Annotated in this window: 18 protein-coding genes; 7 read left to right on the top strand and 11 right to left on the bottom strand. The window is 67.3% G+C overall.

Annotated elements, in window-relative coordinates:
- Positions 1-3: 3 nt before the first annotated feature.
- The 5 genes from HZ989_RS03225 to HZ989_RS03205 form a co-directional block, all read right to left on the bottom strand.
- Positions 4-2997, bottom strand: coding sequence for a 2-oxoglutarate dehydrogenase E1 component (locus HZ989_RS03225; RefSeq protein WP_209322214.1), 2994 nt, complete (start codon positions 2995-2997; stop codon positions 4-6).
- Between the two features lie 382 nt (positions 2998-3379).
- The gene (gene sucD, locus HZ989_RS03220) at positions 3380-4282 is read right to left on the bottom strand and encodes a succinate--CoA ligase subunit alpha (RefSeq protein WP_209322213.1); all 903 of its coding nucleotides are present in this window, start codon (positions 4280-4282) and stop codon (positions 3380-3382) included.
- Between the two features lie 58 nt (positions 4283-4340).
- The gene (gene sucC / locus HZ989_RS03215; protein WP_209322212.1) at positions 4341-5531 is read right to left on the bottom strand and encodes an ADP-forming succinate--CoA ligase subunit beta; all 1191 of its coding nucleotides are present in this window, start codon (positions 5529-5531) and stop codon (positions 4341-4343) included.
- A gap of 81 nt (positions 5532-5612) precedes the next feature.
- On the bottom strand, positions 5613-6938 hold the full coding sequence (locus HZ989_RS03210; protein ID WP_209322211.1) for an MFS transporter: 1326 nt from the start codon (positions 6936-6938) through the stop codon (positions 5613-5615).
- Between the two features lie 157 nt (positions 6939-7095).
- Entirely contained in the window at positions 7096-9336 is a 2241-nt protein-coding gene (locus HZ989_RS03205) for a TonB-dependent receptor (protein ID WP_245162432.1), read from the bottom strand.
- 193 nt (positions 9337-9529) lie between these two features.
- Between HZ989_RS03205 and HZ989_RS03200 the strand changes: the two genes are divergently transcribed.
- On the top strand, positions 9530-10243 hold the full coding sequence (locus HZ989_RS03200; protein ID WP_209323018.1) for a TetR/AcrR family transcriptional regulator: 714 nt from the start codon (positions 9530-9532) through the stop codon (positions 10241-10243).
- A 45-nt stretch (positions 10244-10288) separates the two neighbouring features.
- On the opposite strand, the gene HZ989_RS03195 is transcribed toward HZ989_RS03200, so the two are convergent.
- The gene (locus HZ989_RS03195) at positions 10289-10819 is read right to left on the bottom strand and encodes a DUF2306 domain-containing protein (RefSeq protein WP_209322209.1); all 531 of its coding nucleotides are present in this window, start codon (positions 10817-10819) and stop codon (positions 10289-10291) included.
- Positions 10820-10919: 100 nt separating this feature from the next.
- On the bottom strand, positions 10920-11345 hold the full coding sequence (locus HZ989_RS03190; RefSeq protein WP_209322208.1) for a DUF2141 domain-containing protein: 426 nt from the start codon (positions 11343-11345) through the stop codon (positions 10920-10922).
- A 70-nt stretch (positions 11346-11415) separates the two neighbouring features.
- Between HZ989_RS03190 and HZ989_RS03185 the strand changes: the two genes are divergently transcribed.
- Positions 11416-12198 carry a LytTR family DNA-binding domain-containing protein gene (locus tag HZ989_RS03185; protein ID WP_209322207.1) on the top strand — a complete coding sequence of 261 codons (783 nt, stop codon included), beginning with the start codon at positions 11416-11418 and terminating at the stop codon, positions 12196-12198.
- 30 nt (positions 12199-12228) lie between these two features.
- Here the strand turns inward: HZ989_RS03185 and HZ989_RS03180 are convergent, their stop codons facing one another.
- The 3 genes from HZ989_RS03180 to HZ989_RS03170 all read right to left on the bottom strand — a co-directional run bounded on the left by HZ989_RS03180 (position 12229) and on the right by HZ989_RS03170 (position 14707).
- Positions 12229-12570: a hypothetical protein gene (locus HZ989_RS03180; protein ID WP_209322206.1), complete on the bottom strand. Its 342-nt coding sequence runs from the start codon at positions 12568-12570 to the stop codon at positions 12229-12231.
- 108 nt (positions 12571-12678) lie between these two features.
- Positions 12679-14145 (bottom strand): carotenoid oxygenase family protein, encoded by a 1467-nt coding sequence (locus tag HZ989_RS03175; protein ID WP_209322205.1) that lies wholly within the window; start codon positions 14143-14145, stop codon positions 12679-12681.
- A 136-nt stretch (positions 14146-14281) separates the two neighbouring features.
- Entirely contained in the window at positions 14282-14707 is a 426-nt protein-coding gene (locus tag HZ989_RS03170) for a DUF2141 domain-containing protein (RefSeq protein ID WP_209322204.1), read from the bottom strand.
- Positions 14708-14950: 243 nt separating this feature from the next.
- On the opposite strand from HZ989_RS03170, the gene HZ989_RS03165 reads away from it, so the two are divergent.
- Both HZ989_RS03165 and HZ989_RS03160 read left to right on the top strand, forming a co-directional pair.
- The gene (locus tag HZ989_RS03165; RefSeq protein WP_209322203.1) at positions 14951-15184 is read left to right on the top strand and encodes a hypothetical protein; all 234 of its coding nucleotides are present in this window, start codon (positions 14951-14953) and stop codon (positions 15182-15184) included.
- 72 nt (positions 15185-15256) lie between these two features.
- The gene (locus HZ989_RS03160; RefSeq protein WP_209322202.1) at positions 15257-16573 is read left to right on the top strand and encodes an FAD/NAD(P)-binding protein; all 1317 of its coding nucleotides are present in this window, start codon (positions 15257-15259) and stop codon (positions 16571-16573) included.
- An 18-nt stretch (positions 16574-16591) separates the two neighbouring features.
- Here HZ989_RS03160 and glmM read toward each other — a convergent pair whose 3' ends face one another.
- Entirely contained in the window at positions 16592-17941 is a 1350-nt protein-coding gene (gene glmM / locus HZ989_RS03155) for a phosphoglucosamine mutase (protein ID WP_209322201.1), read from the bottom strand.
- 119 nt (positions 17942-18060) lie between these two features.
- Here glmM and glmS point away from each other — a divergent pair, with 119 nt between their 5' ends.
- The 3 genes from glmS to HZ989_RS03140 all read left to right on the top strand — a co-directional run bounded on the left by glmS (position 18061) and on the right by HZ989_RS03140 (position 22197).
- Complete coding sequence (gene glmS, locus HZ989_RS03150; RefSeq protein ID WP_209322200.1) at positions 18061-19890, top strand: glutamine--fructose-6-phosphate transaminase (isomerizing); 1830 nt, start codon at positions 18061-18063, stop codon at positions 19888-19890.
- Between the two features lie 68 nt (positions 19891-19958).
- On the top strand, positions 19959-20885 hold the full coding sequence (locus tag HZ989_RS03145) for a UTP--glucose-1-phosphate uridylyltransferase (RefSeq protein ID WP_209322199.1): 927 nt from the start codon (positions 19959-19961) through the stop codon (positions 20883-20885).
- A 55-nt stretch (positions 20886-20940) separates the two neighbouring features.
- Positions 20941-22197, top strand: coding sequence for an NAD-dependent epimerase/dehydratase family protein (locus HZ989_RS03140; RefSeq protein WP_209322198.1), 1257 nt, complete (start codon positions 20941-20943; stop codon positions 22195-22197).
- Positions 22198-22205 lie beyond the last annotated feature (8 nt).

Genomic DNA, 22205 nt, shown 5'->3' with positions numbered 1-22205 from the left:
CAATCAGGCGAGGGCCTCGGAGGTAAAGGCCTCGAGTTCCTTCAGATGGCGGCTCATCAGCCCGGCGGCGGTCGAGGCCGAGGCGGGCCGTCCGACGTAGCGGGCGCGTTTCGACTTCATATCCAGCTTGTCCAGCGTCAGCTCCAGCCAGGGATCGACGAAGGTCCATCCGCCCATGTTCTTGGGCTCTTCCTGGCACCAGACCAGCTCCGCATTGGGGAAGCGGCCCAGTTCGGTCGACAGGGACTTGATCGGCCACGGATAGAACTGCTCCAGCCGCATCAGATAGACGTCGTTGACGCCCTTCTTCTCGCGCGCGTCCAGCAGGTCGTAATAGACCTTGCCCGAGCACAGGACGACGCGGCGGATGTCCTTGTCGCCCTTGATGGCGATGCCCGACACCTCGGGACGCGTCTGGGCGTCGTCGTGCAGGACGCGGTGGAAGGACGAGCCCTCGGCCATGTCCGCAAGGGTCGAGACCGCCTTCTTGTGCCGCAACAGGCTCTTGGGCGTCATGATGATCAGCGGCTTCCTGAACGGCCGGTGCATCTGGCGGCGCAGGATGTGGAAATAATTGGCCGGGGTCGTGCAGTTGGCGACCTGCATATTGTCCTCGGCGCACTGCTGCAGGAACCGCTCCAGCCGGGCCGAGGAATGCTCCGGACCCTGACCCTCATAGCCGTGGGGCAGCAGCATGGTCAGGCCGCACATCCGCAGCCACTTGCGTTCGCCGGAACTGATGAACTGGTCGATCACGACCTGGGCCCCGTTCACGAAGTCGCCGAACTGGGCCTCCCACATCACCAGGGTGTTGGGGTCGCTGAGCGCATAGCCGTATTCGAAGCCCAGCACCGCCTCTTCCGACAGGGCGGAATCGATGACCTCGAAATGCTGGTAGTCGCCGCCCAGGTTGTTCAGCGGAACATAGCGTTCCTCCGTGGTCTGATCGACGATGCCGGAGTGGCGCTGGCTGAAGGTGCCGCGCACGGAATCCTGGCCCGACAGGCGCACCGGGAAGCCCTCGGTCAACAGACTGGCGAAGGCCAGACTCTCGGCCGTGGCCCAGTCGATGTCGGTGCCCTTGTCGATCGTGGCGCGGCGCGCCTCGATGACGCGCTTCAGCGTCTTGTGGATGTCGACCTGGTTCGGAATGGTCGTCAGCCGGTGGCCGAGGTCCTTCAACCTGGCCTCGGGCACCGCCGTGTCGCCGCGACGCTCCTCGCCGTCGGGCAGGCCCACGCCCTTCCACTGGCCGTCAAGCCAGTCGGCCTTGTCGGCGACGAAGCTCTTTCCGGCTTCGAACTGCTCGTCCAGATACTGTTCGAAGCGGGCGACCTCGGCCTCGACCTCGGCGGCGGTCAGGACGCCCTCCTCCACCAGACGCTTCGAATAGATTTCGCGGGTCGAGGGCAGGCTGCGAATCTTCGAATACATCACCGGCTGGGTGAAGGTCGGATCGTCGCCCTCGTTGTGGCCGAAGCGGCGGTAGCAGAACATGTCCACCACCACGTCCTTCTTGAACTTCTGGCGGAACTCGGTCGCGACCTTGGCGGCGAAGACGACGGCTTCCGGGTCATCGCCGTTGACGTGCAGGATCGGCGCCTGAACCATCAGGGCCACGTCCGATGGATAGGGGCTGGACCGGCTGTTGCGCGGGCTGGTGGTGAAGCCGATCTGGTTGTTGATGACGAAATGCATCGTCCCGCCGGTGCGGTAGCCCTTCAGCCCCATCAGGGCGAAACATTCGGCCACCACGCCCTGGCCGGCGAAGGCCGCGTCGCCGTGGATCAGCAGCGGCATGACCTTGGACCGGTCCAGCGCCCACTGGGCCTCCGGCAGACCGGCGTTGGCCTCGCGGATGTCGAACGCCTGTTTCGCCCGCGCCTTGCCCAGCACGACCGGGTTGACGATCTCGAGGTGCGACGGGTTGGCGGTCAGCGACAGATGGACGTGGTTGCCGTCGAACTCGCGGTTCGAGGACGCGCCCATGTGATATTTGACGTCGCCCGATCCCTCGATGTCGCTGGGCACCGTCGAGCCGCCCTGGAATTCGTGGAAGATGGCCTTGTAGGGCTTGCCCATGACGGCTGCGAGCGTGTTCAGGCGGCCCCGGTGGGCCATGCCGATGACGATCTCATCGACGCCCAGGGCCCCGCCGCGCTTGATCATCTGCTCCAGCGCCGGGACCATGGCCTCGCCGCCGTCCAGGCCGAACCGCTTGGTTCCGGGGAAGCGCTTGTGCAGGAACCGCTCGAAGCCCTCGGCCTCGATCAGCTTGTTCAGGATGGCGATCTTGCCTTCCCGGGTGAAGCCGTTCTTCTCGAAGGCGTCCGGGCCCTCGAAGCGCTGCTGGATCCAGGCCTTCTCCTCCGGTTCCGCGATATGCATGAACTGGATGCCGATATTGCCGCAGTAGGTCCGCTTCAGGATCGCCATGACCTCGCGGATCGTGCCGGTCTGCAGGCCCAGGACCCCGTCCAGATAGATGGGCCGGTCCAGATCGGCCTCGGTGAAGCCGTAGAACTCGGGCGTCAATTCGGGATTGTTCGTCCTGGCCTCGATGCCCAGCGGGTCCAGGGTCGCCTGCAGGTGGCCGCGCACGCGATAGCTGCGGATCAGCATCAGGACGCGGATCGAATCATGGGCGGCGGCGCGGACCTCCTCGGCGGAGGCTCCGGTCGCGGCGGGGGACGCAGGCGCGGCGGCGGGCTTTGCCTTCGGGTCAGGCCGGGGGGCGGGCCAGCGACCGTCGAACACGCCGGTCTCCTCGCTCGGCTCGGTCGCCCGGGACCGGCCCCAGCTTCCGGCGGCCGAGGACGCCTGGACGGTCGCGGCCGAGTCCCTCAACTGGTCGAAGAAAGCCCGCCATTCGGCCGACACACTGGACGGATCGGCCGCCCATTTGTCATGCAGCCCCTCGATGAAGGCGGCGTTGGAGCCATACAGGAAGCTGGTCTCGGCAAAGACCTGATTCAGCCGACCGGCATCGTCCGCCATGGTATCGTCGTCCCGAATTCGGCCCCGGGGTTGATCAGCGGTCACATCCGCGTGAGGCCAGCGCGGTTGATATAGGCGCTGTTTCCTTATGGGTCATGACCGAAGGAGGGCGAACGGGCAGAAAAATGCCCCGATCTGGCATCTCCTCCCCGCGCCGAAGGCATGGGGAGGTGGCGCGGCGCATCTTCGCGCCGTGACGGAGGGGTTCTTGAAGCAACGACGGGCTGCGGGGCGTGCAGAACGGCGCCGCCGTTGTCCTGCGCCCGTATGCCGAGGCGCGACGAGCGGCGAGCAGCGGCGGCGATCGCCGGCCCCTCCGTCTCCTCCGCTTCGCTACGGATCCACCTCCCCATCGCGAAGCGACGGGGAGGAGACACCACGTCTACCCCTTCAGGACTTCCACCAGCGTCTTGCCCAGCCGCGCGGGCGAGGGCGACATGGTGATGCCGGCCGCTTCCATCGCCGCGATCTTGGACTCGGCATCGCCCTTGCCGCCACTGACCACGGCCCCGGCGTGGCCCATGGTGCGGCCCTTGGGCGCGGTGCGTCCGGCGATGAAGCCGGCCATCGGCTTCTTGCGGCCCTTCTTCGCCTCGTCGATCAGGAACTGGGCGGCGTCTTCTTCCGCGCCGCCGCCGATCTCGCCGATCATGATGATCGAGGTCGTCTCCGGGTCGGCCAGGAACATCTCCAGCACGTCGATGAACTCGGTGCCCTTGACCGGATCGCCGCCGATGCCGACCGCCGTGGTCTGGCCCAGGCCCTCGTTGGTGGTCTGGAACACGGCTTCATAGGTCAGGGTGCCCGAACGCGACACGACGCCGACCGAGCCCTTCTTGAAGATGGAGCCCGGCATGATGCCGATCTTGCATTCGTCCGGCGTCAGGATGCCGGGGCAGTTGGGGCCCAGCAGGCGGGACTTCGAGCCTTCGAGGTGCCGCTTGACCCTGACCATGTCCAGCACCGGGATGCCCTCGGTGATGCAGGTGATGAAGGGGATTTCGGCATCGATCGCCTCGATAATGGCGGCGGCCGCACCCGACGGCGGGACATAGATCACCGAGGCGTCGGCCCCGGTGGCCTCCTTCGCCTCGCCGACCGAGGCGTAGATCGGCAGGCTTTCGCCATGCGACCCGGTCCAGTTCGTGCCGCCCTTGGACGGGTGCACGCCCGCGACCATCTGCGTCCCGTGATAGGCCAGCGCCTGTTCGGTATGGAAGCCGCCCGTCTTGCCGGTAAGGCCCTGGACGATGATTTTGGTGTTCTTGTCGACGAGGATGGACATGGGTCTATCGATCTCTGGATGTGTCTGTCAGCAGGGCGGTGGAGACTGAGCGCTGGGCTCAGCCGACCGCCGCGACGATCTTCTGGGCGGCGTCGTCGAGGTCGTCGGCGGCCTGGATGGTCAGGCCGCTCTCGTTCAGGATCTTCTTGCCCAGCTCGGCATTGGTGCCTTCCAGGCGCACGACCAACGGCACCTTCAGGCCCACTTCCTTCACGGCCGCGACCACGCCCTCGGCGATCACGTCGCACTTCATGATGCCGCCGAAGATGTTGACCAGAATGCCCTGGACGTTCGGGTCGGCGGTGATGATCTTGAAGGCCGCCGCCACCTTGTCCTTGCCGGCGCCGCCGCCGACGTCGCAGAAGTTGGCGGGCTCCTTGCCGTACAGCTTGATGATGTCCATCGTCGCCATGGCCAGGCCTGCGCCGTTGACCATGCAGCCGATGTTGCCGTCCAGCGAGACATAGGCGAGGTCCCATTTGGACGCCTCGATCTCCTTGGCGTCTTCCTCGGTCTCGTCACGCAGGGCCTTCATGTCGTCGTGCCGGAACAGGGCGTTGCCGTCGAATGACACCTTCGCGTCCAGCACGCGCAGGTGGCCGTCCTTCATCACGATCAGGGGGTTCACCTCCAGCATGTCCATGTCCTTCTCGGTGAAGGCCTTGTACAGGATGGGGAACAGGCTCTTGCCGTCCTCGGCCGCTGCGCCGGAGAGGCCATAGGCGGCGTTGATCGCGGCCACGTCGGCCTCGGTCACGCCGGTTTCGGGGTCGATGACGATGGTCTGGATCTTCTCGGGCGTGTCGTGGGCGACGGCCTCGATGTCCATGCCGCCCTCGGTCGAGACGACATAGGCGATGCGGCCGTGGGCGCGGTCGACCAGCAGCGAGCAGTACAGCTCGCGCGCGATGTCGGCACCGTCCTCGATGTACAGGCGGTTGACCTGCTTGCCCGCTTCACCGGTCTGGGCGGTGACCAGGGTGTTGCCCAGCATCTCCTTCGCGTTCCTGACCACGTCCTCGATCGAGAAGGCCAGGCGCACGCCGCCCTTGGCGTCGGGGCCCAGTTCCTTGAACCGGCCCTTGCCGCGCCCGCCGGCGTGAATCTGCGACTTCACGACATACAGCGGCCCGGGCAGCTGGCGCGCGGCGGCCTCGGCCTGGTCGGCGGAGGTGATGGCCACGCCCTCGGCGACCGGCGCGCCAAAGCCCTTCAGGACCTGCTTGGCCTGATATTCGTGGATGTTCATGGGAAGACCGCCGCGATCGCTGGGAGAAGTTGGTCGCGCTTATAGGCGTGGCCCCTTCGCAGGTGCAACCGCGTCCTCGTCTCAATCCACCCAGTCACGCCTCAGGCTGCGCGCCGCGATGAACAGCAGGATCGCCGCCAGTGCATAGAACCACTGCCCGACGTACAGCGAATACCGCAGTGCCTCTTCGGCGAACCGGGGCGTCAGATACTCCGACACCGCGCCCAGCAGATAGATGCCCAGACCGATGCCGACCAGGTTGTTGATCAGCAGGAAGCTGGCCGACGCGGTCGACCGCATATGGGCGGGCACCAGGTGCTGGACGGATGTCACCACCGGACCCAGCCAGGCCAGCGACAGGGCCTGCGGGATCAGGAACAGGACGAAGGCCGTCCACTTGTCCTCGACGTTCATCGCCAGGAAAAACAACGGCACGGCGATGATGAAACCGACGGCCGGGACCAGCGGATAGGCGGCGCGTTTGACCCCCTTGCCGAGCTTGTCGGCCAGCCATCCGCCCAGCCAGATGCCGATTGTGCCACCGATCAGGGCGATGCCGGCCATGTACCAGGCGCGTTCGGCCCCCTCCATGCCCAGGCTGCGCTGGAAGAAGCTGGGCAGCCAGAAGGCGGCCCCGTAGCCGTAAACGGACGAACAGGCCGCGCCGAACGACAGGAACCAGAAGCTCGGCTTTTTCAGCAGGACGGCCCAGACCTCACCGAAGGAGGCGGCCTGTTGTACCGGTGCCGGCGTGGCGACGACCGGGGCCTCGGGAGCGGTCTCGGGACGGTCGAAACCGCCGCGGATCGGGTCGCGGACCGTCAGCTTGAACAGGGGTGCCAACAGCACGCCGGCGAGCCCCAGAATGACGAAGGCGGCGCGCCAGTCGATGGCGGCGGCCAGCAGGCCTCCGAACAGATAACCCAGTCCGGTTCCGATCGGCACGCCGAAGGAATAGACGGCCAGCGCCCGCGCCCGCTGCGCCTTGGGGAAGTAATCCGCGACCAGCGAATAGGACGGGGCCACGCCCCCCGCCTCGCCGACGCCCACGCCCATGCGCGCGCCGAACAGGAAGGTGAAGCCGGTGGCCATGCCGCACAGGGCGGTGAAGCCCGACCAGACCGCCAGGGAGGTGGCAATGATCGAGGTCCGGCTGATCCGGTCGGCCAGCCAGGCGATCGGCAGGGCCAGGGTCGAATAGACGAACGCAAAGGCCGGACCGCCCAGAAGGCCGAGCTGGCTGTCGGTGAACTTCATCTCGGCCTGGATGTAGGGGGCCAGGATGGCCAGCACCTGCCGGTCGATGAAGTTGAAGGTGTAGACCACCATCAGAAGCCCGAGGACGTAGTAGCGATAGGCTGGCCGCTCCAGCGGGGTCGGCGCGGCTGTGGCGGCGTTCGGGCTCATTCCGGGTTTCCTCGTGGACTCATCGTTCCCTGATCCGGACCGTAGTCGTCCGGATCAAGGCTGCAAAGAAAAAGGGCGGCGGCCCTGTCGAACCGCCGCCCCAAGTTTCATCCTTTCGTCCGGTCAGAAAGGTGCTGCCCGGAGAGCGTTCGCGCCCCTAGTAGCGGACGGTCGCCTTGACCATCACGGTCTGGGGAGCGCCGTAGTAGGCCGTGCGGATACCACCGACCGAGGAGAACTCCTGAGCGTCGGTCTTGTAGACCTCGTCGGTGAGGTTCTGGCCGTAGACGCCGATGGAGTAGCGGTCCGACGGATCGTTCCAGACGACGCGGGCGTCCAGAAGGACATAGCCGGTCTGGAACATGCCGGGCAGTTTGACGTCGGTGTTGACCGTCGTGTTGTCGACCGCCAGCGCCATGGAGGAGCGATAACGGACCGCGCCCCCGAAGGTGAAGCTGGAGCCGCCGTCCAGATCCAGAACGTACTGCATGCCGTAACGGACGGTCCATTTCGGCGAGAAGGCCGGGGTCTGGAAGGCGCGGCTGCCGCTGAACGCCGTAAAGCGGGCGTCGCGGAAGACGTCGTATTCCGAGTTCAGCAGACCGACCTGGGCATCCATGGTGAAGGCGGGATAGGGCTGGGCGATCATTTCCAGCTCGGCCCCGTTGATCTTCAGCTCGCCGGCGTTGATCACCGACAGAACCGCGACCGGCAGCTTTGTAATCGGGTCGGTATCGAGCCCCGAAACGCGCGCCTGGAAGTCCTGGTAGTTGGTCTGAAAGACCGTGCCGTTCAGCCGCAGACGGCCGTCCATCGACGTGGTCTTGATGCCGATTTCATAGGTGTCGGCGGTTTCCGGCGAATACTCCGTCGCCTCGGCCGCAGAGTTCGCACGGCCGTTGTAGCCGCCCGACTTGAAGCCCTGGGCGAAGCGGGCATAGGCCAGCACGTCCGGCGTGATCTGGTAGTCGGCCGACAGCATGATCGAGGTGTCGTCATACTGGGCGACCGGCGGACGGAACGGGAAGGTCGCGTTGAACGCGGGCAGGGCGCTGAAGAAGGTCGAGGTGGTGCGGACGTAGTCCTTTTCCTCTTCCGTGTAGCGAACGCCGCCGGACAGCCGCAGCTGGTCAGTCACAGAGTAGGTCAGGTTGGCATAGGCCGCCTTGGACGTCGTCTCGAGGCTGTCATCGACGGTGCGCGTGAACCGCGAGTTCAGGAACAGCGCGCCCAGCAGGTCGTCGGCATAGGCCTCCTGATGGGAACTGATGTCTTCCTTGAGGTAGTAGAGTCCGCCGACCGCGCTGATCGGGCCGGAGTTGTAGTTCAGCTGAAACTCCTGGCTGACCTGCTTCTGGTCGACGGCCACGAGGGCCGAAGTGACCTCTCGCGGCGTTGCGTCGAAGTCGATGTAGTCGTCCGTGTTCAGCTTGCGATAGGCGGTGATCGACCGCAGCGACAGGCTGTCGCTGATGTCCCAGCCGATGTTGGCCGAGATACCGCGCGATTCCAGGCGGGTGGAGTTCGGCAGGTCGGCATCGACCACGGTCTGGAAGTTGTATTCCGGCAGTGGCGACGGCACGGCGACGATCGTCTGGCCGCTGGATCCGACCAGGCTGTTCGTCGCCTGACCGACCGTCAGGGCGGCGTCGTCATGCGAATAGTCGGCGATGATGTCGATGCTGAGGTTTTCGGCCGGATCCCAAGCCAGGGTTCCGCGAACGGCGGTCGAGTCCTTGTCGTTGTATTCCGCACCGGTCACCGGGTTGGTGACATAGCCGTCACGGGTCGAGCGCAGGGCCGACACGCCGAACGCCAGCTGGTCGCTGATCGGGCCGGATACCGCGCCCTGGACATCGATCATGTTGTAGTCACCGTAAGCGATCGATCCCCGCCCGCGCCAGTCCTGGCCGGGACGCCGCGAGACCAGCTTCAGTGCGCCGCCGATGGTGTTCTTGCCGTACAGCGTGCCCTGCGGCCCGCGCAGGACCTCAACGCGTTCCAGGTCCAGCAGATCGAACTGGGTCCCCCGGATCCGCGCGAAATAGACATCGTCGACATACACGCCCACAGCCGGGTCAAAAGTTTGCAGCGCGTCCGGCTGGCCCACACCGCGAATGTAGATGTTGGTCGCGTTGGACGACGCACGGCCCTGAACGATGTTCAGGTTCGGCACGGCCCCCTGAAGATCCAGAACCTGCTGTGCGCCCCGGCGCTCCAGCGATTCGCCCGAAAACGCTGACACGGCGAGCGGAACAGTCTGGACCGATTCTTCCGTCCGGCGGGCGGTAACGACGATGTCCTCGACCGCTGATGGTTCGCCCGACTGGGCGTCCTGCGCCATCGCCATCGACGATGCGGCGCTCCATGCCGCGCCAGCCAGCAGTGCACTCTTCATGAGCCTGTTCATGCGAAACCCCATCCTGTTGTTCATTTCCAGCCGATTGACGCTTTTATTCAGCGTTCGATGATTTTCGTGAAACTGACGCCGTTTGTTCCCGGTGTCAAACGACAGCGCCTGGCAATATGAAAGTCGACGAATGGCTGTGGCGCCGTTGCACCGGGGCCGTGTGCGTGGCTAGCTGATGTCGATGACCAAGCTGGATCTTCCTTCCCCGTCGCCCGCCGCGCCAGCCCGGCGAGGGCGACCGCCCAAGCTCAAGGCCCAGGCGGAGGGCGGCGATACGCGCGAGGCGATTCTGGACGCGGCCGAGGACCTGTTTTCCAAGCACGGCTTCTATGGCGTCACCATCCGGGAAGTGGCGCGCGAGGCCGGCGTGGATACCGCCCTCGTCCACTATTATTTCGGGGCGAAACGCGATCTGTTCGATGCCGTCTTTCTGCGCCGGGCGCAGGTCTGGAACGACGAGCGCGTGGCGGCGATCAACCGCTATGCCCTCGCGAACGCCGGGTCGATGACGCTGGAGGGCCTGCTGCGGGCCTTCCTCGATCCGCCGTTCCAGTGGTCGCTGAAGGGTGGGCCGGGCTGGAAACACTATGCGGCCCTGGTGGCCCAGACCAATGCCAACCCGACATTCGGCGGCGAGACGATGGCGCGCTATTTCGATCCCGCGATCCGCCGGTTGATCGAGCTGATCCGAACCCTGATGCCCGAGGCACGCGAGGTCGATCTCTACTGGGCCTGGCATAATCTGTCGGGGGCCCTGACCCTGACCCTGGGCGAGACGGGACGGCTGGACCGTCTGTCGGACGGCCTGTGCCGGTCCGGCGATCTGGAGACCGCCTGCGACTATATGGTGCGGTTCGGGGCGGCGGGTTTCCGGGCGGTCTGCCAGAAAGTCTAGGGCGCTGGCGACCCGGTCGCGGGCTGGCCGGGCGCGGTCCCGTTTTCAGCCCAGGAAGACCCGCCACATCAGCCGGCCCGGGAAGAAGGTGAACATGCCCGCGATCAGCAGGGCCCCCACGAACAGCCCGGTCATCCGGCCACGATGCGCGGCGATGTTGTGGGTCCGTGCGGCATGGAGCGCCATCGGCAGGATGATGATCGTCCAGCCGGTGAACAGGTGGATCCACGAAAACGCGCCGTGATTGATGTCGCGGATGAAGATCGAGCTGATCGCCACGGTCGCCATGGCGATGGCCCAGGTCCAGCCCAGGGTGCGGTGCAGGGTGTTGCCCTTGACGCCCGCCAGCAGAACGACCCCGATCACCAGTGCCACCGTCGCCGCCGCGATATGGACCTGCAGCACCGGGGCCTGTTCGGCCAGCAAGGCCCAGTCGGGCGCATGCAGCCGCACCGGCAGGCCCTGGCCCGGCGCGAGCACGAACAGGAACCAGCCCAGCACCGCCGCCGCGATCAGGGGCGGGACGAACGTCAGGCTTCTGCGAAGCGGGCCTCTGGTCGGGATCACGTGGGTCATGGCGGTGTCCTTGCGGGTTCGAACCACCGTCCAGTGTCACCGCCCGGCGGGCCAGCCCCGCTTCGCGGCCGGCCACCCAGCCTTCGCGAACGGACGCGCCCTATCGCACGGTGAAGGCCACCCGTGCGCCCCCCGCCGGTACGTCGATCGCGGCGGCGTCGAACGGCGGTGGTCCGAACCGTCCCCGCGCGTCGTTGGAAAATCCATAGGCCTCCTTCGGCATGCCGATGGGCCACAGGGTCAGGTCGCCATTGCCATCCGTGTCGTGAAAGGCCGCCACCGCATAGCGGCCCGGCGCCAGTCCCGGGATGACGACCGGGGTGACGGCCCCCGTGCGCGGCACGGTCCGCGTCGCGACCGGCCCCTCGCCGCGCCGGAACGAGGCGGCGTCGCGATAGACGGCCACGGCGATCGAGCCGCCCGTGCCGCGCGAGGCGATCTCCAGCGTCAGGTCGGACGCCAGGGCCGAGGTCGCCAGGGCAGGGGTCGCCAGGGCCGTGACGATCGCCGCGATTGCCAACTTCATCGAAACGCCTTTTGGTGATCTGCGAACGCCCCGACCCCAGATGCCATTTGCCGGAGCCGCCCGTCCAGCCATGACTGCCACCTTGCCACAGCCTTCGGCCCGTCCCGGCCGTTCGCCGACCGTGACTCTGGTGCGGGGTCTGGGCCTTGCGACGGCAGCGGGCGTCGTTCTGGCCTTGACCGGTGCGTTCGGCACGGTGGAGGCGCCGTTGTGGCTGCGGCTCGTCTACTGGGTGCCGGTCATGCTGGCGGGGGCGAGCTGGGGGCATGTCTGTTCGCGGCTGATCGAGCGCTGGATCGACATGGACGAGCGGCCTTGGCTGACCGTCGTGGGTCTGACCGCGCTGATCAGCGGGCCGGTCACGCTGCTGGTCTGGTCGGCCACGGGTCTGATCTTCGAGGGGCGTCTTTATGCGCTGGCCGCCTTGCCGCTGTCGTTCGGCCCTGTCGTCACGATCACGGCGGTGATGAGCGCCCTCAACGTCTTCCTCGGCAAGGCCCAGCCGGTCCAGACCCACGCTGCCCCGACCGGCACCGCGCCTGCCCGCTTCCCCGACCGGCTGCCGCTGAAGCTGCGCGGGGCCGCCATCCGGGCGGTCCAGGCCGAGGACCACTATCTGCGCATCCATACCGACCGGGGCTCCGACCTGATCCTGATGCGGCTGTCGGATGCGCTGGAGGAGCTGGAGGGGCTGGAGGGGTCCCAGACCCACCGCAGCTGGTGGGTGGCGAAGGACGCGGTGCGCGACGTGGCCCGGGGCGACGGTCGGGCGACCCTGACCCTGGACGGCGGCGTGACCGTGCCGGTCAGCCGCCGCTACGCCCGGGCCCTGCGCGAGGCCGGCTGGTATTGAGCCTGCCGCCGGGGCCGCCTGGACAAGCACTCAGCTCGCCGTGAGGACCAGCGTCGCGGCATGAACGATGGCGATGCCGAGGTTCGACAGTACAACGGGGTTGCGAAGGCCGACCAACGGCGCGGTCAGAAGCTTGTAGACAATCTGGACACCGAGGAGCGCCTGGGCCCAGGCCACGACCTCGCGGTTCAGAAAAACGCCCGCGATCAGCAGGAGGCTCGCAGCCAGTATCGCCGCGTAGATTGCGATCAGAATTCGCCGTGACGCCGTATCGGAGCCCCAGCCGTAATCGGCCGCCCGACCATTGGCGGCAAGGACGCCCAGGACAGGAACGAGGACCAGGACGTTCAGAAAAAGCGAGACCAGCAGCACGGGAAACTCCTGCTTTTGCGTCGCTTACCCCGGCTGCGCCGCAGCGATCAACGGCGAGGGTTCAGCCTGTCAGGACCCGGCGATGACTGGCGAATGCCGTCGAGCCTGTCACCCTCTCCACGCCCCGTGGAAGCCGGCCGGCAGGGCGACGTCGGCCCGCCAGGTCGCCACCGGTCCGCCCTCGACCGAGGCGGCGTCGAAGACGTGCAGTTCGGTCACGCCCTCGGCCAGATTGATCGACGGGGCGACCAGCCAGGCGTCGCGTTCGGCGGTGGCTCCGGGCTTCGGCACGAACACCGCCTCCTCCATGATCTGGGTGTCGCCGAACAGGAAGCGGTAGGATCGGCCCTCTTCCCAGTCCCATGTTGCGAGACCGGTCGGGAGCGGCAGGTCCGGGCGTTCACCGGCGACGTGGGCGGTCAGGCGACGGGCCAGGCCGGTGCGACGCGGATCGGCCTTGGGAAACTCGGCCGTAACGCCGCTGGAGACCAGCTCAGCGCGGCCGTCGGTGTGCAGTGTGACCAGCTTCAGCACGGCATGCTCGCCGGGCACTGTGCCGCGCTGTTCGACCAGAACCCGGGCCCCCTCGACAGCGAAGGCCACATCCTTGCTGGCCGCGACGTCGAAACGGATCGTGCCGTCGGCCTCTTCCCAGCCGTCGCCGAGGTGGAAGAAGCTGAAGGTCTCGAGTTCGTAGATCCGGGTCGAGGTCAGGTCAGCCTTGTCGACGACCAGCACCTGGGTCCCCAGCTCCGGCTTCCAGGCGAACTGGGTCAGGAAGGGCATGCCCCGGTGGTCGAACACCCAGGGCTGCAGCACGAAGATCAGGGACCGCTCGGTGGCGGTGAAGTCGTGCAGATAGCTGGCCCGCGGCAGGGTCACGACCTGGGCGTCGATCAGGCTGCCGTCGCGGTTCAGGTGCCAGACGATGGCCTGTGCGCCATTGGTGCCGACGTTCCAGATCGTGCCGTCCGGGGCGAAACGGGGGTGGGCCTGGAAGGGCATGCTCTTCAGGTCGGGCCTTAGGGTGACGAAGCTTTCGGTGGCCAGGGTCGCGGCATCCATCGCCAGAGGCGCGCCCCCCTCCCACAGGGCCCAGACCTTGGCACCCGTGACCATGACGGCGGTGTTGGCGGCGTTGGCGTCGTCATTCGAACCGACCCGGGCCCGGCTGTCGCCCGCCGTGCCGAAACCGGGGGTGACCACGGCGTCGATCTCGCTCTCCCAGCGCCGCTTGGGGGTGTCGGCGAAGCGGGCCGCCAGGGTCACGCCGCCGTCGCTGAGGGTAAACGACCGCATCAGGCCGTCGCCGTCGAACCAGTGGGTGGCCGATCCACCGGGCCTGCGGAACTTGCCCGGACCGTTGCGGAACAGGGTCCCCTCCAGCCCCGCCGGGGCCCGACCGTGGACCAGCCGCATCGTGCGAGGGGCGACATCGGCCTCCAGATCGGCCGTGGCCACGGCCCAGGGAGCCGCGACGTCCCGGGCGATCGCGGCACGAACCATTTCGGGCGTGGCGACAGCGGCGGACAGGGCGGCGGCACCCATCAGGACGTGGCGGCGTGAGGGGATCATGGCGGGTCTCATAAAAAAGCGTTGGAACAGTCCGGGCTCAGGCAGCGAGCCACCGCGTGGCGAGCGATAGCCCGAAAACAGGGGCCGGGCTCAGGCAGCGAGCCACCGCGTGGCGAGCGGTAGCCCGCAAACCTTCTCAGCGAATGCTGATCGTCTGGGCGGTCTCGCCCGTCACGGCGAAATGCGCGCGGTCCCAGCTGGCCGGGCCCATGTTGCCGACGGCGTTGTTGGAGAAGGCGAAGGGTTCGGTGGGCATGCCAAAGGGATTGGTATCCATCCGGCCGTTGCCGTTCACGTCGTGAAAGGCCTTTACCCCATAGTCGCCGTCGGGCAGGCCGTCGAAGGTCACCGAGCGCTCGCCGCCGGCCACATCGATGCGGGCGGCGCGGACGGGCTGGCCGCCGTCATAGGTCGCCTCGTCGTAGAGGGCGACCATCACCGCGCCGGTGTCTGATCCGGTCTCGAAGGTCAGGCTGACCGACGCGTCCGCGCCGGGTTCGATGGCGAAGGCAGGAGCGGCGGACAGGGTCAGGACGGCGATCAGGGTGGCGGCGCGGAACATGGTGTGTGACTTTCGTGTGCTGGAAGGTCCGACCCCCGGCCCTTCGATGCCCGGACCGTCGCCCAGCCCATCGCCTGCGGCTATCGGGTTTGCACCGATGGCCGCCGCGCCTTCGCCAGTGGCCGTGGATGGTCGTCCGCGATGCGCGAATGGACAGGCGCGATCGGGTTTGCCGCCAACGGACACTTTGCGCATCGGCGTTTGAGGCGCATCGTCCGGTGTCGTGAATAACGGAGACTGTCCATGAAAAGGTCCGCCCCCATCACCCTGTTCGCTCTTTCTCTCGCACTCGCCGCCTCCTCCTGCGCCAGCACGGACCGACCGGGCAGCTACGCAACCGAACTGGCCCGGCTGGAGGAAAGCTGTCGTGCGCGGGGGGGGATCCTGACGCCAGCGGACGTCGGCCGTCCGCTGGGCCGACCCCAGACCGAATACGCCTGCAGGATCAATGATGGCGGGACGCGGCTGCGCAACTGAGCGCACGATTTCACCCCGGTTTGACCCCGTCGCCGCACCGGTTCAGAACCCGCCTATCCAGCGGGAGGATACGTGACAAAACCCATCGACAGCGTAGCCATTGTCGGTGGGGGCTTTTCCGGTGCCATGCTGGCGGCGCGGCTGGCGGAACGTGGAACGGCCTCGACCCTGATCAACCGCACGGCCGATTTCGGACTGGGCGTCGCCTATTCAACCCCCTTCGACGGCCACCTGTTGAACGTGCGGTCGGGGCGGATGAGCGCCATCGCCGACCGAACGGACGACTTCGTCGCATGGCTGACGGCGACCCATCCCTCGCTTGCCGATCCGGACGGGTTCGCGCCGCGCCGCCTGTTCGGCGCCTACGTCCAGTCCCGACTCGCCACCGTCGAGGCGGCCCGGCCGGGCCTGATCCACAAGGTGGTCGGGGAGGTCGCCGCCATCGCGCCCCGGGCAGTGGGTCTGGCCGACGGCAAACTGATCTCCGCCGGAGCCGTGGTGCTGACGACCGGCAATCCCGCCCCGAAGACGGCCGGCGCGACCGATGCGGCCGGCCCGGTGATCGCAGACCCCTGGGGTGTCGGTGCCCTCGATCGCATCGGTGCCGAGGACACGATCGTCCTGATCGGCACGGGCCTGACCATGATCGACGTCCTGCTGTTGATGGACGCACGCGGCTGGCGAGGGCGAGCGACGGCGCTGTCCCGACGGGGTCTTCTGCCCCGTGGACACGCCGTCCAGCCTGATGGGCCGCTGTCGCCCACGCCGCGTCTGTTGACCGGCTCCCTGTCCCGACGATTGCACGAGGCGAGGCGCCTCGCCGACGCGGGGGGCTGGCGCGAGGTGATGGAGGGATTGCGCCCCATCACCGCCGATCTCTGGACCCGGGCCGACAGGCGCACCCGGGGCCAGATCGTCCGCCACCTGCGCCCCTGGTGGGATGTTCACCGCCATCGGGTGGCCCCCACTGTCGCCCTTGTCATCGAAGGCCTGCGCGCGGCCGGTCGGCTTGAGGTCCTCGCCGGTCGGGTGAAAGCCGTGTCGGCCGGCGCGCAAGATATCCAGGTCGACTGGACACCCCGACACGCTGCTGCGTGCGCGCCGCTCACAGGCCGCTGGCTGATCGACTGCACGGGTCCCGGCCATGCGCCCGAGGCCGATCCCCTCATCATGCCGTTGCTGGCCTCGGGGCGAGCGCGACTGGATCCCTTGCGGCTGGGCCTCGAGCTGGATTCACAGGGACGGGTCCTGAATGCGGAGGGTCTCGCCGATCCGCGTCTGTACGTCCTTGGCCCCCCGGCCCGCGCCGCCTTCTGGGAGACGATCGCGGTGCCCGACATCAGGACGCGGATCGAGGATGTGGTGGCCGCCCTTGCCGGTCAGGCATAGGCCAGACCAGTCGGAAGGTCAGCCCGCGGCCTTCACCGCCGCTGCCACGTCGGCGACCACGCGCCGGACCAGAGCCCCGTCGTCGCCCTCGGCCATCACGCGAATCAGCTTTTCGGTGCCCGACGGCCTGACCAGCAGACGGCCGCAGCCGTTCAGCGCCGCCTCGCCCTCGGCGATCGCCGCCTTCACGCCTGCGGTGTCGAGCGGCTTGCCCCCGGTGAACCGAACATTCTGCAGCAGCTGGGGCACCGGCTCGAACTGGCGGGCCAGTTCGCTCATCGGCTTTCCGCTTTCGACCAGCACGGCCAGGACCTGCAGCGCCGCCATCAGTCCGTCACCGGTCGTGGCATGGTCGTGCAGGATCAGATGGCCGGACTGCTCGCCGCCCAGGTTGAACCCGCCCGCCCGCATCCGCTCCATCACATAGCGGTCGCCCACGCTGGTGCGTTCCAGTGTCAGGCCGTCGGCCTTCAGCACGCGCTCCAGACCCAGGTTGGACATGACGGTCGCCACCACGCCGCCGCCTTTCAGGACGCCGCGCCGCGCCCAGTCGCGGCCGATCAGGGCCATGATCTGGTCCCCGTCCACCACCTGGCCGTTCTCGTCGCAGATGATCAGCCGGTCGGCGTCCCCATCGAGCGCGATGCCGATGTCGGCGCGGTACTGTTTGACCGCCGCCGCCAGGGTTTCAGGGTGGGTCGAGCCACAGTCCGCATTGATATTGGTCCCGTTGGGCGACACACCGACGGCGCAGACCTCGGCCCCCAGTTCGAACAGGGTCGTGGGCGCGACGCGGTATCCGGCCCCATTGGCGCAATCGACAGCGATGCGCAGGCCCGACAGCGACAGGTGACGGGGAAAGGCGGCCTTGGCGATCTCGATATAGCGCGGCGGGGCGTCGTCGATCCGCTTGACCCGACCCAGCCGACTGGACGGTGCCAGCCCTTCATCCAGACCGGCATCCATCATCGCCTCGATCTTCAGCTCGATCTCGTCCGACAGCTTGTAGCCGTCCGGCCCGAACAGCTTGATTCCGTTGTCGGCGTAATCGTTGTGCGAGGCGGAGATCATGACGCCCAGATCGGCGCGCATCGACCGGGTCATCATGGCCACGCCCGGCGTCGGAATGGGGCCGAAAGTCCGCACATCCATCCCGACCGAGGCGAATCCGGCCACCAGGGCCGGCTCGATCATATAGCCGGACAGACGCGTGTCCTTGCCGATCACGACCAGATGCCGACGGTCGTCACCCGACATGAACAGCTTGCCCGCCGCCAGGCCGACGCGCAGGGCGATCTCGGCCGTCATCGGGCTGGTGTTGGCGCGCCCGCGAATGCCGTCGGTGCCGAAATATTTGCGCTCGCCCATCGTCAGCTCCCGGCCGAAATCATCCGAAACGCCTTTTTAGGTGATGACGTCCCAAGCCCGTCCTAGAGCAGGATAACGACGCCGTCATCCTTGGGCGGGGCGGACCACGGAGACCCCCTATGTGCGGCATCATCGGCGTAACCGGCACAGGCCCGGCCGTTCCCCGTCTGATCGACAGCCTGAAGCGGCTGGAGTACCGCGGCTACGACTCGGCCGGGATCGCAGCCATGGTCGACGGGCGGATCGAACGCCGCCGCGCGAGAGGCAAGATCCGCGAACTGGAAGCCGTTCTGGCCGCCGAACCGCTGAATGCCACCATCGGCATCGGCCATACCCGCTGGGCCACCCACGGCGCGCCGACCACGCCCAACGCCCACCCGCACAAGGCCGGCCGCGTCGCCCTGGTCCACAACGGCATCATCGAGAATTTCGCCGAACTGAAGGCCGAGCTGACCGCCGTGGGCCGCGTCTTCGAGAGCCAGACCGACACCGAGGTCGTGGCCCACCTGCTGGACCACGAACTGGGGAACGGCAAGTCGCCGCTGGACGCCTTCAAGGCCACGCTGGACCGGCTGACGGGTGCCTATGCCCTGGCCGTTCTGATCGAGGGCGAGGACGCGCTGATCCTGGGGGCGCGCAAGGGCAGTCCTCTGGTGGTCGGCTGGGGCGAGGGCGAGATGTATCTGGGCTCCGACGCCCTGGCGGTCGGGCCGTTCACCCAGAAGATCAGCTATCTGGAAGAGGGTGATTTCGTCGCCGTGACGCGCGCGGGCGCGACCATGTTCGACGCATCCGGAACGCCCGTGGACCGTCCGGTGGTTCAGGTCTCCGCCTCCTCGGCCATGGTCGAGAAGGGGGCCTATCGCCACTTCATGGAAAAGGAGATCCATGAACAGCCCGACAGCGTCCAGCATACCCTGTCCCACTATCTCGACCTGGTGACCGGCAAGGCCAGGGTTCAGACGCTGGAGGCCGGTGCGATCGACTTCGCCCGGATCGACCGGATCCAGATCGTCGCCTGCGGTACCGCCTTCTATGCCGGACAGATCGGTCGCTATGCCTTCGAGAAGATCGCCGGCCTGCCCTGCGACGTCGAGATCGCGTCGGAATTTCGCTATCGTTCGCCCGCCGTCACGCCGGGGACGCTTGCCGTCGCCGTCAGTCAGTCGGGCGAGACCGCCGACACCCTGGCCTCCCTGACCTGGTGCAAGGCGCAGGGGCTGAAGACCGCCGCCGTGGTCAATGTCCATTCCTCGTCCATGGCGCGCGAGGCCGATGTTCTCTGGCCGACCCATGCGGGCCCCGAGATCGGCGTCGCCTCGACCAAGGCCTTCACCGCCCAGGTCTCGGCCCTGCTGGCCCTTGCGGTGGCCGCCGGCGTCGCGCGCGGCAGGGTCGACGGACAAACCGAGGGCGAGCTGGTCAAGGCCCTGTTCGAGGCCCCCCGGCTGATTGCCGAGGCGCTGCAGATGGACGCCGACATCCGCGCCGTCGCCCACGACCTGTCCCGGGCGACCGACGTCCTGTTCCTCGGCCGGGGGGCGATGTTCCCGCTGGCCATGGAGGGCGCGCTGAAGCTGAAGGAGATCAGCTACATCCACGCCGAGGGCTATGCCGCCGGGGAGCTGAAGCACGGCCCGATCGCCCTGATCGACGAGGAAACCCCCACCATCGCCCTGGCCCCTCTGGACGATGTGTTCGAAAAGACCGCGTCCAACCTGCAGGAGGTCGCCGCGCGCGGGGGTCCGGTCATCATGATCGCCCCGCGCACCGCGCCCGATCCGCACGGTGCCGGCATTCGTCGCATCCATGCGCCCGACTGCCACCCGCTGATCGCGCCGCTGGTCTATGCCGTGCCGGTGCAACTGCTGGCCTACTACACCGCTGTCCACAAGGGCACCGACGTCGACCAGCCCCGCAACCTGGCCAAGTCGGTGACGGTGGAATGACCCCAAACGGGGAGGAGACGAGGGCGCGCGACATGCGTTAGGCTGCCCTGTGTCGTCAGGGGAGTCCCATGAGTTCATCGTCGTCCCGCGTCCGCAAGGCCGTCCTGCCCGTCGCCGGTCTGGGCACCCGCGTCCTGCCCGCCGCCAAGACGACGCCCAAGAACATGCTGAATGTGTTCGACCGGCCGATCCTGTCGCACATCGTCGAGGAAGCGCGCGCCTCCGGCATCGAGCACATCATCTTCGTCGTCGGTCGCGGCCAGGGCTCGATCGAGGACTATTTCGACCACGCCTATGAGATGGAGGCGATCCTGAAAGCCAAGGGCAAGGCCGACATCCTGGCCCAGGTGGTCGCCGACCTGCCGAGACCCGGAGAGATGAGCTTCGTGCGCCAGATGGCCCCCCTGGGTCTCGGCCACGCCGTCTTCTGTGCCCGGGACCTGATCGGCGACGAGCCGTTCGCGGTCATGCTGCCCGACATGCTGATGATGGCCGACACGCCCGCCCTCAAACAGGCCATCGACGCCCATGAGACGACCGGCGGCAATGTCGTCGTGGTCGAACAGGCTCCCGAAGGCGAGACCCACAAATACGGCATTGTGGCGCTGGACGGCCAGCAGGGCCGCCTGAACCGCATGACCGGCATGGTCGAGAAGCCGCCCCTCGGCACCGAGCCGTCGAACCTGTTCATCTCGGGTCGCTACGTCCTGACGCCCGACATCTTCCCGCTGCTGGCCGACCAGCAGACCGGGGCGGGCGGCGAAATCCAGCTGACCGACGCCATGGCGCGGCTGATGAAGGTCAGGGATTTCCACGCCCTGGAGTATGAGGGTGCGACCTATGACTGCGGCGATCCGGTCGGACTGCTGCGGGCCAATGTCGCCTATGGCCTGAAGCACGCGTCGCTCGGCGAGGCCGCGCGGGCCGCGGTGGCAGCGCTGCTGCAGGGTTCCGCCTCCCCCCATAAAGGCCCGGGAGAGACAGTCGCGCTTTGACAGCCCCTGCGCATCGGCTACGCAGGGCCCAACGAACACAGGGGGAAGCGGGCGGATGAAGGTTCTGGTTCTGGGCGGGGATGGATTCTGCGGCTGGCCGACGGCGCTGCATCTGTCGGCGCGGGGCTGGGACGTGGTCATCGTCGACAATCTGAGCCGCCGCGACATCGACGTGGAACTGGGGGTCCAGTCCCTGACCCCGATCGGAACGATCCAGGACCGGATCGCCACCTGGAAGGCGGTTTCCGGTCGCGAGATCGGATTCGCGAACCTGACGGTCGGCAAGGATTTCGACGGGCTTGTTTCCCTGATTCGCGACGAGAAGCCCGACAGCGTCGTCCATTTCGCCGAGCAGCGGGCCGCCCCCTATTCGATGAAGTCGGCGCGCCACAAGCTCTACACCGTCGACAACAACCTCAACGCCACCAACCACCTGCTGGCCGCCATTGTCGAGAGCGGGCTGGACGTGCATCTGGCGCATCTCGGGACCATGGGGGTCTATGGCTATACGACTGCCGGCCTGCGCATTCCCGAGGGCTATCTGACCGTCACCGTCCAGACGGATTTCGGCCCGACCGAGCAGGAAATCCTGTTCCCGCCCAATCCGGGCAGCATCTATCACATGACCAAGACCCAGGACGCCCTGCTGTTCCAGTTCTACGCCAAGAACGACGGCGTCCGGATCACCGACCTGCACCAGGGCATCGTCTGGGGGGCCCAGACCGAGGAGACCCGGCTGGACGAGCGGCTGATCAACCGGTTCGACTATGACGGCGACTACGGCACCGTCCTGAACCGGTTCCTGATGCAGGGGGCGCTCGGCTATCCGCTGACGGTCCACGGCACGGGGGGCCAGACGCGGGCCTTCATCCACATCCAGGACACGGTGCGCTGCGTCGAGCTGGCGCTGAACAACCCGCCGAAGTCGGGCGAACGGGTCAAGATCCTGAACCAGATGACCGAGAGCCGCCGCGTGCGCGACCTGGCCGTCCTGGTCGCCGACATGACCGGGGCCGAGATCCACAACGTCGCCAATCCGCGTCAGGAGGCCGACGAGAACGAGCTGGTGGTCGCCAACGACCAGTTCCGCGACCTGGGCCTGAAGCCCATCACCCTGGCCGAAGGGCTGATGGCGGACGTGACCGACATCGCGCGCCGCTATGCCGACCGGGCCGACTGTTCGAAGATTCCCTGCGTCTCCGCCTGGAACGGAGCACGGGCCGAAGCGATCAAGGTCACGACGGTCGAGCCTTGCGCGGCGACGACGGCCGAGTTCCGGCCCGACGCCATCCGGACGAGGGGCGTCGGCTGACCTCGTCC

The organism is Brevundimonas sp. AJA228-03 (assembly GCF_017795885.1).
Classification (GTDB): domain Bacteria; phylum Pseudomonadota; class Alphaproteobacteria; order Caulobacterales; family Caulobacteraceae; genus Brevundimonas.
Note: the sequence above shows the minus strand (reverse complement) of the source record. Positions and strands in the feature narration are given on the sequence as shown.

Coding starts and splice junctions, on each gene's coding strand:
- HZ989_RS03200 (WP_209323018.1), top strand. CDS start 9,530: ATGACCAAGCTGGATCTTCCTTCCCCGTCGCCCGCCGCGCCAGCCCGG.
- HZ989_RS03205 (WP_245162432.1), bottom strand. CDS start 9,336: ATGAAGAGTGCACTGCTGGCTGGCGCGGCATGGAGCGCCGCATCGTCG.
- glmS (WP_209322200.1), top strand. CDS start 18,061: ATGTGCGGCATCATCGGCGTAACCGGCACAGGCCCGGCCGTTCCCCGT.
- glmM (WP_209322201.1), bottom strand. CDS start 17,941: ATGGGCGAGCGCAAATATTTCGGCACCGACGGCATTCGCGGGCGCGCC.
- HZ989_RS03145 (WP_209322199.1), top strand. CDS start 19,959: ATGAGTTCATCGTCGTCCCGCGTCCGCAAGGCCGTCCTGCCCGTCGCC.
- HZ989_RS03185 (WP_209322207.1), top strand. CDS start 11,416: ATGACTGCCACCTTGCCACAGCCTTCGGCCCGTCCCGGCCGTTCGCCG.
- HZ989_RS03195 (WP_209322209.1), bottom strand. CDS start 10,819: ATGACCCACGTGATCCCGACCAGAGGCCCGCTTCGCAGAAGCCTGACG.
- HZ989_RS03210 (WP_209322211.1), bottom strand. CDS start 6,938: ATGAGCCCGAACGCCGCCACAGCCGCGCCGACCCCGCTGGAGCGGCCA.
- HZ989_RS03225 (WP_209322214.1), bottom strand. CDS start 2,997: ATGGCGGACGATGCCGGTCGGCTGAATCAGGTCTTTGCCGAGACCAGC.
- HZ989_RS03170 (WP_209322204.1), bottom strand. CDS start 14,707: ATGTTCCGCGCCGCCACCCTGATCGCCGTCCTGACCCTGTCCGCCGCT.
- sucD (WP_209322213.1), bottom strand. CDS start 4,282: ATGTCCATCCTCGTCGACAAGAACACCAAAATCATCGTCCAGGGCCTT.
- HZ989_RS03165 (WP_209322203.1), top strand. CDS start 14,951: ATGAAAAGGTCCGCCCCCATCACCCTGTTCGCTCTTTCTCTCGCACTC.
- HZ989_RS03140 (WP_209322198.1), top strand. CDS start 20,941: ATGAAGGTTCTGGTTCTGGGCGGGGATGGATTCTGCGGCTGGCCGACG.
- sucC (WP_209322212.1), bottom strand. CDS start 5,531: ATGAACATCCACGAATATCAGGCCAAGCAGGTCCTGAAGGGCTTTGGC.
- HZ989_RS03175 (WP_209322205.1), bottom strand. CDS start 14,145: ATGATCCCCTCACGCCGCCACGTCCTGATGGGTGCCGCCGCCCTGTCC.
- HZ989_RS03190 (WP_209322208.1), bottom strand. CDS start 11,345: ATGAAGTTGGCAATCGCGGCGATCGTCACGGCCCTGGCGACCCCTGCC.